We start from the raw sequence: 12,163 nt of genomic DNA, 5'->3' as shown, positions 1-12,163 counted from the left end.
ATCACTGCTCTCGCTCCCCACCCACCGGGGCCGAGGCACCAGTGCACCGAGTAGGAATCGAACCTACAACCTTGGGATTAAGAGTCCCCTGCTCTGCCAGTTGAGCTATCGGTGCGTTTCAGCGGCAGGAGGGAGAATGTACACCGCCCGGGCCCATCGGTCAACCCCGGGCGGGCTTTCCCACGGGGTCAGCGCCCCGCCGCCGCCGCGCACGCCGCCAGCGGCACCTGCGCCACCGAGGGAAAGGGCTCGCCCACGGGGGCCAGGGCAAAGGCGCCGTACTCCCCGCCCCGCCCGCCCGTCCACCGGCCGCCGCGCGGGGGGCGCGCGCATCCGCGCACGGTCCCGTTGGCCGCCACGGGCCCCGCGAACTCGCGCACCGTTCCCGCGTCACCCGCCCTCCGCGTGAGCGCCCACACCAGCGAATCGCCCTGGCGGCGGCCGTACGCCGACCAGCCGCCCCCGGCGGGCTGGGCCGTAAAGGCCCACACCGAATCCGCCCCGTCCGCAACGCGCCGCCAGTTCGCCGCGAACGACACCCGCGCCGTGTCCGCCGCGCCCCCGCCAGACACCTGGATCACCACGCCCTGGTAGTGGCCGGGCCGCTCCCCGCGCGCGGGCGCCGCCACCGGCACGGGGGCGGCCGCGGGCGGGGAGGCGGGGCACCCGCCCAGCAGCAGCGCCGCCGCCATCACCCCCGCGCACCGCATGCGCATCAGCGGGCCGTCCCCACGCAGAACCGCGACACGTCGCGGGCCACCACCTTGGACAGGATGACCAGCGCGTCCACCGCCGTCACCTGGCCGTCGCAGTTGGCGTCGCCGCCCACGGCCATGTTCCACCCGGCGGGCAGGGTGCGCCCCACTACCGAGGAAAGCACGCCCAGCGCGTCCTGCGCCGTGATCGCCCCATCCCCGTTGGCGTCACCGGCCACGCTGGTGGTTCCCGCCGGGGCGTCGGCCAGCGGCAGGCTCCACACCTGGTCGCTCAGGAAGAAGGAGCTGCCGTACAGCACCCCGTTCCCCACCGCGATGCCGAAGCCCGTTCCCGGCCCCCAGAGGTGGCCCGCCACCGCCCCCGTGGTTTCAAGCACCAGGATGCCGCCGCCGTAGAAATCGTCTTCCGCGCCGTACAGCCGCCCGCTGCGCCCCACCACCAGGTTCAGCAGCGCGCCGCCGGGGAGCGCCCCCCCGCGTGCCTCGTCCCCCCCGGTGACGGGGTTGAAGCGGCGCAGGGTGGTGGAGGTCGTGTAGTACACCCAGCCGTCTGCCGGGTTGAACACGAGCGAGGAGGCGAACCACGTCCGCGCGGTGGCCAGCACCTGCGTTCCGGTGGACGCCCCGGGCGCCACGCGCCAAAGGTTGGGGCCCGCCGCGGCGAACACCGTTCCGTCCGGGAGCACCGCCACATCCAGCACCGGCTGCGTGCCGACGGACACCGGGGTCCAGGTGCCGTCCGGGCGTACCCGCAGCACCCGCCGCCCCGCCACGTCCGCCACCACCAGCGTGCCGTCCGCGGTGAATTCCATCCCGCCCAGGTCAGTGGAGAGCGAGGCCACCCAGGGCGTCGCCGCGCCCGTCGCCGGGTCGATGCGCACCAGCCCGTTTCCACTCGCCATCACCAGCTCGCCGGCCGGGCCGCGCGCCATGGTGCCCGGATACGCCGGGACGGTGGTGTTGAGGGTGCGCGCCTCGGGCGAGTGCAGCCGCAGGTCCGCCGGCAACAGCATCCCCGTGTTCCACACGTCACCGGCCACGCCGATCAGGATGTCGTCGTAGTAGTAGCCCTCCGCCAGGCTGCCGGGGGTCATCACCACTTCCACCGCCACCGCGCCCGCGGGCGCCGGGCGGGGCTCCGCCGCGGCCAGCTGCACCGCGCGTTCCCGGTCCAGCGGCAGGCCGCGCGTGCGCACCTGCACCGGCGCGGTGGACGACAGGGGCGCCCCGGCGTTGATGGATCCCAGCACGTTCACGGCGAGCCACGGGGCGCCGCCGATCCGGGTCGCCGTGAAGGTGGCGGTCCCCGGACTTCCCGCGTTGTACACCCACACCGAGTCGCGCTGCGGGGCCGAGCCGCGGGGGACGAAGCGCGGGTCGATGACTTCCGCCAAGGCCAGCACCACGCCGGACCGGCGGGTGCGCAGCCGGAAGCTGCCCGTATACTGGCCGCTGCTGCGGGGATAGTCGCGCACCCGCACGGTGTACGTGCCCGTGGCGGGAACCGTGTAGCGGGGCAGGATCCACGATCCGCCCGCGCGCTCCACCTCGCCCGAGGCCGCCAGCGCTCCGGCGGGGGTGAACAGCTCCACGTAGGCGGAAAAGCCCGTCCCGGCGGTCCGGAACGCGCCGATGTCGATCACGTTCCCGGCGGTGAGCGCCAGGGGAAAGTTGCTGGCCCCGCCCACGGTGGCGATCTGGCCCACGGCCGAGTCGCCCAGCGCCAGGATGCCGGACGCGGCGGTCACCCGCGCCAGGAGCGTCACGCCCGAGAACGTGTTGAAGCCGCGCAGCGCGATGTACCAGTCGCCCGCGCCCGGATTGGTGATGGTGCACTGCTCGGTGGTGGTGCCCCCCTCGGACGAGCAGTCCGCCGTCGATCCCGAGGGGACGACGCCGCGGCGCACGTACAGGTCTGCGTCGCCCGAGCCGCCGGACGTGGTGACCACGAGCGAGGTGGCCCCCGCGGGAACGGCGATGCGGTACAGCGCCTCGCTCCCGCTGGCGCCCGACAGCCCGGCCACCGGCACGCCGCTGGTGAGAAGCGTGCCCACCACGGGCGCGGTGGTCACCGTGACGGTCGCGCGCGCCGTGACGCCTTCCGCCGTGGCGGAAAGGGTGACGGGGCCGCCCGCCGCCACGCCCGTCGCCAAGCCGCTGGCCGACACGGTGGCAAGGGCCGGCGCGTCGCTGCTCCACGTGACGGCGCGCCCGGCGAGGGCGTTGCCCGCCGCGTCGCGCAGGGTGGCGTTGAACTGGCGCGTGGTTCCCGTGGCCAGGGTGGCCGACGCCGGGGTGAGGGTGATCGTAGAGACCGGCGTGCTGGGGCTGCCCGCCTGCACGTCAAAGGTGAGCACGCCGCCCGTGTAGGTGAGCCCGCGGATCTCGAATCCGGTCGACACGCCGCCGTTGGTGCGGCTGGAGGGGTAGGTGGCGTCGCCGAAGGTGGCGCGCGCACCCGTGCCGGGAAACGGGTCGCCCGCGTCGCCGCGGTTGCCGCCCGTCGCCCGGTCCAGATGGTCCAGCCCGTCCGCTTCCTCCAGGTCCACCCCGTGCACGGCCCCGTAGTTCACCCGGTTGCTGTTGCTGCGTGCCTCGACGATGGCGTCGTCCACGTGGTACACCAGCAGCCCGGAGCCGCGGATGAACGCGTCGGAACCCACCGGGCGGCGGTGCTCCATCAGAAAGTATTCGCGCGTGCCGGGAAGGTTGTACCGCAGCACCCGCCCCGCGTCGTACACCGGGGCCAGGGTGAGCGCGGTGCGCGTCCCCGCCAGCGTTTCGACGTTGACCCATCCCAGAAAGTCCTTGGACCACGCGCCCATGTGCGCGGGCGAGGCCGCCACGCGGTAGTTGCCGGACGCCATCAGGTCCCACTCGCCCAGCCCCTGCGTGGGGCCCTGGGTGTCGTACAGGTCCGGCAGCCCCAGCGCGTGCCCCATCTCGTGCGAAAAGGTGCCGATGGCCATCAGGCTGGTGCCGTCGCACTCCAGGCCGCCCTGGATCAGGTAGTCGTCCACCTTGATGGTGCCGCCCCGCGCCGCCACGTCGTTGGTGCTGAAGGCCACGCCGCCGGTGTAGGCGGAGTAGGCGTAGCGGTGCGGCCAGATGCCGGGGCCGCCGCACGCCTTGCCGTAGGACGGGTAGATGAACGCCGCGGCGTCCACGTAGCCGTCGTCGTCACCGGAGTTGGGGCGTCCGTCGGGGCCGTCGTTGTCGAACTGGCCGAAGTCCATGGCCGGGTCGGCGCCGGTCAGCGCGTCGCGCAGGAACTCGAAGGTGCGGCCGAAGGTGTCGTCGGTGGAGACGGACGGATCGTAGTACGCCGAGGGCTGCGGCAGGGGGATCCACGACGTCACCGTACCGTCCATGGTGAACACCCCGCGCGACATCTCGCGGTAGAACGACTTGGCGGTGTACGCCCCCGCCCCGTCGCCGAACAGGCGCGCCTGGTACTGCGCCGCGGTGTACGGCTCGCCCTTGTCCGAGGGGCGCCCCGCGATCACGGGAATGCGCAGGGTGCCGGTGACGGCCGCGCCCGCCGCCTGCAGCGCGCTGGCGGACAGCAGCGGCCCGCGCTGCGCGGCTTCCACGCGGCGGCGCTCCTGGCGAATCAGCTGCACCTTGTTGCGCCACGCGCGCCGGAACTCGTACGCGCCCGGCTGCGCGCGCAGCAGCTGATGCACTTCGGCGGACGGCTCGATTCCAAACGCGCGCCCCTGCTGCAGCACGTCCTGCGCGTGCAGCGCGGGGGCCAGCAGCAGCGCGGCGGCGGCGGCCAGCGAGGCGCATCGGCGGACAAGGGGGGTCACCGGGACGTTCAAGGGGTCACCTTTCCTGCGGATGATAAGGACGGTCGTGTAGTCTGCGGGCGCGCGGGGCACGGTCGCCCCGGCGCGGGTGTGTGACGGGCGGCGTTACGGCCGGGTGCGGGAGAGCGCGGGGTGCGCGCCGTCCTGGCGAAGCCGGGGGGCCAGGTCGCCGAAGCCGGTGGCGGACACTACTTCCTCCATCCGCAGCCGGAAGGCCTCCGCGGCGAGGGGCCGGGTGGTGACCACGGTCAGCGTCAGCACGGGGCCGGCCTCGATCCCGGCCACGGCCACGCCGGCAAAGCGCAGGGTGCCGCGGCGGGTCTCGTTCCAGCTTCCCGTGATCCCCGCGGGGATGCGCCCGGCGGACACGGTGAGCGCGGCCGGATCGTACACGAGCTCGCCCTGGTAGCTGGCGATGCGCTCGGCGACGTCCACCCGCTTGAGGTGCAGCTCCACCGTGGCGCCCGCCGCCGTCTCATCCACCACGACGAGGACGGGGTAGATGCCGGCTTCCTGGCGCGCCGGCCGCGGCTGTGCGGACCGCGTCTCCATCGGACGTGTCTCGATGAGCGGCGTCCCGATCCAACGCTCCGCGATGAGCGCCCCCGGCTCCCCGATCGCGCGCGGCGCGGCGCCGGCGGGGGCGGAGAGCCCCATCGCCATCAACCCCGCCGTGCCGAACCGCGACGCGCGGCTCCTGATCCCAGTTCCCATTCCCGATCCCGCGTTCATCCCGGCGTGGCCGGGGGTGGCTTACTGCAGCGGCGTGCGGGTGAGCCGCGGGTGGCGTCCCTGCATCTGAAGGCGCGGGGCCAGGTTCATGAAGTCGTCGCTGGCGACGATCTCTTCCACGTCCAGCTCGAACGATTCCGCCGTCACCGGGGCGTGCGTGGCGAACGACAGCGTCAGCACCGCGCTGCCGTCGATCCCCGACGTGGCCACGCCGGCAAAGCGCAGGGTGCCGGCCTGCGTCTCGTTCGTGGCGCCGGTGATGCCGTCCGCCACGCGCACGCCGCCCAGCGCCAGCGCGGCCGCGTTGAACTTCAGCTCGCCCTGAAAGCTGGCCACCCGCTCGGTGACGCGCACCCGCTTCAGGTGCAGCTCCAGCGTGGCCGAGTCCGCCGTCTGCCGCGCGACGACGAGCACCGGGTAGATCCCCGGCTCGTCAAAGGTGATGGGCGGCTCTTCCGGCTTCCGGTTTTCCGTGCCCAGCAGGTCGCCGCACCCGGCCAGCGCCGTTCCCAGCGCCAGCGCCGCCGCGCCCGCCCGCACTCCGCGAATTCCGTTCATCATCCAGGACTCCTTTTCAAAGAACGCCCGGGCCGCGCGCGGAAATGCGCCGGCCCGGGCCTGACATGCTCAAGGCGCCACGACCCGCACCCGCCCGCTCACGGAGGTGGGAAGGACGAAGTTCTGGAACGTGGTGCTCGTGGGAAGCGCCGAGTAAAAAAGGGAGAGCGCCGAATACCTTCCCACCGGTGCCGCCGCCAGCACCCGGAGCCTCACGGTCAGCACCGTAAAGACCGGCCGCCCCTGCGGCGCGGTACCGGCGAACGCGAAGTTCACGATCCCCGCCGCGGGCGCATTGATTTCGACGGAGCCGGCGAGGTCCGACTGCGCGCTCTGGAATTCCAGAACGTCCACGTCGTACCGCAGGTGGCCCTGCACGGAACCAAGGTCGCCCGCGGGGCTGGCCCGGCTCATGTCCAGGATCACCGGGATCTCCACCACGGTGCCGGGGCGCACGTCCGGCCGCACCTGGCCGTTGGCGAAGGCGGTGGAAAGCAGGCTGCCCTCCCCGAGCACCGCCACGAAGGTCGTGTCGGAGGTATGGTCCACGGAAGAGATCACGAACGTCTGGCCCGTGAAGTTGGCGGTCACCAGCCCCAGGGGGTTCACCGAGGCCTCGGCTCCGTACGAAACAAACCGGACGATGGGCGAAAGGATGGCGGCCCCCGCCGCGTCCACGGCCGACACGCGCAAGCTGCGGCTCTGTCCCGCGTCCAGCGGCAGGAAGCGCGGGTCCACGGTCACGGCCGCCGCCTGGCGCGGAATGACGGTGATCAGCGCGGTGCCGGTGTGCCCCTCGACGGTGGCCATCACCGTCGCCCGGCCCACCGCCTGGCCGGTCACCGCCCCGGACGGGGACACGGTGGCGATCAGCGGGTCGGAGATGGTCCAGGTGACGGCGCGGCCGGTGAGCGGCCGCCCCCCCGCGTCCAGCGCCACGGCGGCAAACTGAATGCTCTCCCTCAGTTCCACGGTGTCCTGCGGGGGAGTGACCGAGACGGTGGCCACCGGCGCCGGCGCCACGGTCACCTGCACGGTGGCGCTCACCCCTTCCGAGGTGGCGGTAACGGCCACGGGCCCGCCCGTGGCGACCCCGGTCACCACGCCGGTTCCGCTGACGGATACCACGGCGGGGTTTCCGCTGGTCCACGACAGCGAGCGGCCGGTGAGCGCGTTCCCCGCGGCGTCGCGGGCGACCGCGTTCAGCGTGAGGGTGGCGCCCGGCACCAGCGTGTGCGGCCCCGCGGGGGTGATGGCGAGGGTGGCAATGGGGGCCGGCGTCACGGTGATGAGCGCGGTGCCGCTGCGCCCCTCCACGGTGGCCGTCACCGTTACCTGGCCTTCGCTATGGGCGGTCACCAGCCCGGTGGCCGACACGGTGGCGAACGCCGGGTTGGCGGTGGTCCAGGTGACGGCGCGGCCGGTGAGCGGGTTCACCAGCGCGTCTCGCGCCACGGCCGTGAACTGAAAGGTTGCCCCAGGGGCGAGCGTCTGCTGCGCCGGGCTCACGGTTACGGTGGCCACCGGCGGGAGCGCCACGGTCACCTGCACGGTGGCGCTCACCCCTTCCGAGGTGGCGGTGATGGCCACGGGCCCGCCCAGGGCGACCGCTGACACCACGCCGGTACCGCTGACGGACGCGACGGCGGGGTTGGCGCTCGTCCAAGACAGCGCGCGGCCGGAGAGCGCATTCCCCTGGGCGTCGTAGGCGACGGCGTTCAGGATGAGGGTGGCGCCCGGTGTGAGCGTGTGCGGCCCCGTCGGGATGATGGTGAGGGTGGCGATAGGCACCGGGAGCACGGTGATCTGCGCGGTGCCGTTGCGGCCCTCGGCGTTGGCGGTGATGGTCACCGGCCCGCCCACGCCCGTCGCCGTCACCACGCCCGCGCCGTTGACCGTGGCGATGGCGGGATTGCTGGTGGTCCACGCCACGGCGCGGCCGGTGAGCACCCCGCCGCGCGCATCGCGCAGCGTCGCGGTCAGGTTCTGCGTGCGGCCCAGCTGAATGGAGGCGGCCGCGGGGTCCACCACCACGGACTGCACCGCGGCGGGCACCACCGTCACGCCCATGCTGCCCGCGACGCCGGACCCGGTTTCGGTCGCGGTGATGGTGGCCGTTCCGGGCGCGGCGCCCTGCACCTCGCCGTTGGCGGCCACGGCGGCGACGGCGCTGTTGCTGCTGGTCCACGTGAACGATCCGCCCACCGCCGCGCCGGCGGCGTTGCGCGCGGACGCGGACAGCTGAACCGCGGCCCCCGCCTCCACCGACGGGCTGGGCGCGGTGACCACCACCTGCCGTACGCGGGTGTCCGGCCCCGTGCCGCCGCCGCCGTCACCCCCGGGGCACGCGGCGAGAACGACGAGCACCAGCGCGGCGCAGGCCCGCACGGCGACGCGCGAGATCGTCCTGGATTGCTTGATCACGATTCGGTTCAGTGGCGACTGCGGGAGGGAACTGCGCGGGAGCCGGACACCAGCAGCCCGGCAAAGCCAGCGGAAATCTGCTACAAAGGTGCGGAACAGCGGACGTCAGGATAACCGCGCCGGCCGTGAATGTCCAGTGGATCGCGCCCGGGAAAGGCGGCACTGCGACAGTTTCAGAGAACGCGCGGGCGGCGGAAAAGAATACAAGATTTCCCCCCGGTCCGGAAGCGCGTTCTTTCGGCCCTCCCATCCGGCGGGAACGGGTTGATGAAACGCGCCGCCGCCGGGCATCCAGCCGGCGCCTGGCCGCGGGCGGCGACGATCATCCACCACGCATCGCCCACCCGATCGCGATCATGGCGCGGCGTGCTGCGGGATCCGCGGCTCCACCTGTCCCGCGGAGCCGGTGGACGGCGGACGGAGCCGCGGAGGTCGAGTCATCGACCCAGTGTGGATGGACGGAAAGAGAAACGGGGGCGCGCTCCGCAGAGCGCGCCCCCGTCATCTCGTCAATACGAAGCCGGAGATCAGTACGCGGCGATGCCGGTGATGTCCTGGCCCAGGATCAGGCCGTGGACGTCGTGCGTGCCCTCGTACGTGTAGACCGATTCCAGGTTGGCCATGTGGCGCATGGACTGGTACTCGATCAGGATGCCGTTGCCGCCCAGCAGGCGCCGCGCCTCACGCGCCACCTCGGTGGCCATATTGACGTTGTTGCGCTTGGCGAGCGAAACCTGCTCGGGCCGCATGGTGCCGGCCTCCTTGAGCGTTCCCAGCCGCCACGCCACCAGCTGCGCCTTGGTGATCTCGGTCAGCATTTCCGCCAGGCGCACCTGCTGGATCTGCGTTCCGCCCAGCGGCCGGCCGAACATCTCGCGGTTGGTCGCGTACTGCAGCGCCTCGTCATAGCACGCCATGGCCGCGCCGATGGCGCCCCAGCTGATGCCGTAGCGCGCCTGCGTCAGGCACATGAGCGGGCTCTTGAGGCCGCCGCTCTTGGGAAGCAGCGCCGACTCGGGCACGTGCACGTCCTGCAGCACCAGCTCCGACGTGTCGGACGCCAGCAGGCTCAGCTTGCCCTTCTGGTCCTTGGCGCTGAAGCCCGGCGTGTTCGTGGGGACGATGAAGCCGCGGATGCTCTTGCTGTCGTTCAGCTCGCCGGTCTTGGCCCAGATGATGGCGATGTCGGCCGTGGAGCCGTTGGTGATCCACATCTTGGCGCCGTTCAGCACGTAGCCGTCGTCCGTCTTGACCGCCCGGGTGATCATGCCGCCCGGGTTGCTGCCGAAGTCGGGCTCCGTGAGGCCGAAGCAGCCGATGACCTCGCCGGCGGCCATGCGCGGCAGGTACTCGTGCTTCTGCTCTTCGCTGCCGAACGCGTAGATGGGATACATGCAGAGCGCGCCCTGAACGGAGGCGAACGAGCGGATGCCGCTGTCGCCGCGCTCCAGCTCCTGCATGATCAGGCCGTACGAGATGTTGTCGAGCCCCGCGCAGCCGTACTCCTCCGGCAGGTTGGCGCCGAACACGCCCAGCTCCGCCATCCCCGGAATCAGCTGCTTGGGCAGGTAGCGGTTGACGTACGCGTCGTTGATCACCGGCATCAGGTTTTCATCCACCCACTGACGCACGGTGTCGCGGATCATGCGCTGCTCTTCGGTGAGCAGCCCGTCGATGTCGTAGTAGTCTACGCCTTCAAACCTGGCCATGAATTGCGGCTCGGGTTGGGGTTCTGAACGGTACGTCCTGACAGAATGCAAGCCGGTCAATCTAGACCCGCTTCCCCGCCCCGGCAACCGTGGCACCCGATCGCGGCCCCCCGTGCGCCGGCCGTCACGCCTCCCTCTCCCCCCGTTCGCGCGGGCCATCCCGCGTCACCGCCGGAGCGGCCGCGCGACTGCTACGACCCTTGCGCACAGATCCGGAAGACGTCATTTCTTATTCATCCGCCCCACCGGCGGAATCCCCTCTCCCATCCTCCTCCGGAGCGACGATTCATGCCCGTCATCCCCAACCTGCGGCGCAGCGGCGACAGCAGCGCGCCCGATCCGGCCATCACCCCGCTCACGTACGTGGACACTCCCGCCATGGACTACGTGAAGTGGCTGCAGGGCGCCGGAAACGCCATCGCCACCTTCAGTTCCGATCCGTCTGCCCTGAGCGTGGCCGTGGTGGGCTCCGGCGGCGCGGGGCTCACCGCCGCGTACGAGCTGCTGCGCTGCGGCATGAACGTGACGCTGTACGAGGCCACGGACCGCGTGGGCGGCCGGCTGTTCACCTCGCCCTCCAGCACGGGCGACGGCAACGTGTTCGAGATGGGCGCCATGCGTTTTACGCCGTCGGAGCACGTGCTGCACTACTACTCGGGCATCTTCACGGATTCGGGCGCGTCCAAGATCGTGTACGACAACGCGAACATGTTTCCCGATCCGGGCGTCAACAACACCTACATCGCCTTTCAAAGCCAGACGTACCCCTTCATCCCCGGCGGCCAGAACACGCTTCCGCCCAGCTACAAGGTCTGCGGAAGCGCCTGGGACGCCTTCATGAACAACGGCTTCCGGAGCGCGGACGGCAGCATTGAGCTCGCCGCGCCCAACGACATCACCGGCTGGCTTTCCGATCCGGGGCCCAACCAGCACGCCATTGTCCAGGCGTGGTCGTCGTACATCGGCTCGTTCGTCAACAGCACCCTGTACGAGGCGGTGGTGCGCATCTTTACGGATGACAAGGCGCCCGGCGGGGTACGGTGGAGCCAGACGGACCTGGAATTCTTTGGCGCGCTGGGCACGGGGTTCGGCGGATTCGGCCCGCTGTTCCCCATCTCGTTTCTGGACATCATGCGCTTCGTGATCAACGCGGTTGATTCAGACCAGCACGAACTGGTGACCGGCGTGCAGTCCATCGTGGACGGCTTCATGAAGCAGAAGATCACGCAGCCCGGCGGCAAGGTGACCAGCGTGTCCGAGCACGTGCGCACCGGAATGCCGGTGAGCGGAATCGCCATGAACAGCGGCAAGGCCAGGCTCAGCTTTGAAGACGGCTCGTCGGCCACCTTCGACCGCGTGGTGGTGGCCACGTCGCACCGGTCCATGGAAATCACCATGGGGCTGGGCTACAGCCGGCACGGCCTGCCGCTGGCCGAGCCGGTGGCGGATTCCGTGCGGCGCCTGCACCTGGAGAACTCGTCCAAGGTGTTTGTGGAAACGTCGGCGTTCTGGACCGGCGCGGACCCGTCCACCGGCTCCACGTGGCCGCGCAACGTGGTGGGCGACACCCTGCTGCGAAACTTCTACACGCTGATCTACCCGCAGGCCGCGGCCAACACGGGCGCGCTCCTTTTCAGCTACACGTGGGCGGACGATTCGGTGAAGCAGCAGACGGTGCTGAAACCCGACGACCGCGTGCAGCTTCTGCTTCGCGACCTCGCCACCATCTCACCGGACTTCGCCACCGTGGTGCGGAACAGCCTGGTGCCGGGGACGGCGCAGGTGATCGACTGGCAGAACGAGCCGTACTTCTACGGCGCCTTCAAGCTGAACCAGCCCGGGCAGGACGCCTACGTGCAGTCGCTGTTCTACGACTTTCAAAAGGCGGCGCAGAAGTCGGAAAGCGGTGTGTTCCTGGCGGGCGACAGCATCGGCTTTCTGGGTGGATGGGTGGAGAACGCGCTGCAGACCGGCCTGAACGCCGCGGCGGGCGTGGCCGTTTCGCTGGGCGGAACGCTGCAGGCCCAGGCGCTGAGCCCGTTCGCGCGGTTGAACCCGCGCACGTACGACTACGTGGCGGACGGGGCCACCGCGGCCGTCGGCGCGCCACCGGTATAGGGAAGTGCGTGAGTGCGTGAGTGCGTGAGTGCGTGAGTGCGTGAGTGCGTGAGTGCGTGAGTGCGTGAGTGCGTGAGTGCGTGAGTGCGTGAGT

Annotated in this window: 7 protein-coding genes and 1 tRNA gene; 1 reads left to right on the top strand and 7 read right to left on the bottom strand. The window is 71.3% G+C overall.

The annotated features are described in order from the left end of the window. Positions 1–42 precede the first annotated feature (42 nt). From HNQ61_RS26150 to HNQ61_RS26120, 7 genes are all read right to left on the bottom strand, one after another. A tRNA-Lys gene (locus HNQ61_RS26150) sits at positions 43–115 on the bottom strand. A 73-nt stretch (positions 116–188) separates the two neighbouring features. Next, complete coding sequence (locus HNQ61_RS26145; RefSeq protein ID WP_170035542.1) at positions 189–716, bottom strand: hypothetical protein; 528 nt, start codon at positions 714–716, stop codon at positions 189–191. Beyond that, complete coding sequence (locus tag HNQ61_RS26140; protein WP_183685852.1) at positions 716–4,540, bottom strand: M6 family metalloprotease domain-containing protein; 3,825 nt, start codon at positions 4,538–4,540, stop codon at positions 716–718. Before HNQ61_RS26140 ends, HNQ61_RS26145 begins: the two co-directional genes overlap by 1 nt. 93 nt (positions 4,541–4,633) lie before the next feature. Continuing rightward, positions 4,634–5,242, bottom strand: coding sequence for a hypothetical protein (locus HNQ61_RS26135; protein WP_170035540.1), 609 nt, complete (start codon positions 5,240–5,242; stop codon positions 4,634–4,636). Between the two features lie 39 nt (positions 5,243–5,281). Beyond that, the gene (locus HNQ61_RS26130; RefSeq protein ID WP_170035539.1) at positions 5,282–5,821 is read right to left on the bottom strand and encodes a hypothetical protein; all 540 of its coding nucleotides are present in this window, start codon (positions 5,819–5,821) and stop codon (positions 5,282–5,284) included. A gap of 66 nt (positions 5,822–5,887) precedes the next feature. Then, complete coding sequence (locus tag HNQ61_RS26125) at positions 5,888–8,242, bottom strand: Ig-like domain-containing protein (protein ID WP_170035538.1); 2,355 nt, start codon at positions 8,240–8,242, stop codon at positions 5,888–5,890. Positions 8,243–8,769: 527 nt separating this feature from the next. After that, a complete protein-coding gene (locus HNQ61_RS26120) occupies positions 8,770–9,951 on the bottom strand; it encodes an acyl-CoA dehydrogenase family protein (RefSeq protein ID WP_170035537.1) in 1,182 nt (393 codons plus the stop codon). 288 nt (positions 9,952–10,239) lie between these two features. Between HNQ61_RS26120 and HNQ61_RS26115 the strand changes: the two genes are divergently transcribed. Next, entirely contained in the window at positions 10,240–12,069 is a 1,830-nt protein-coding gene (locus HNQ61_RS26115; RefSeq protein ID WP_170035536.1) for a flavin monoamine oxidase family protein, read from the top strand. The last annotated feature ends 94 nt before the right edge of the window (positions 12,070–12,163 follow it).

Source organism: Longimicrobium terrae, from assembly GCF_014202995.1.
In the GTDB taxonomy this organism is placed as follows: domain Bacteria; phylum Gemmatimonadota; class Gemmatimonadetes; order Longimicrobiales; family Longimicrobiaceae; genus Longimicrobium; species Longimicrobium terrae.
The sequence above is the reverse complement of the archived record's forward strand: the minus strand, read 5'-3'. Positions and strand labels throughout refer to the sequence as shown.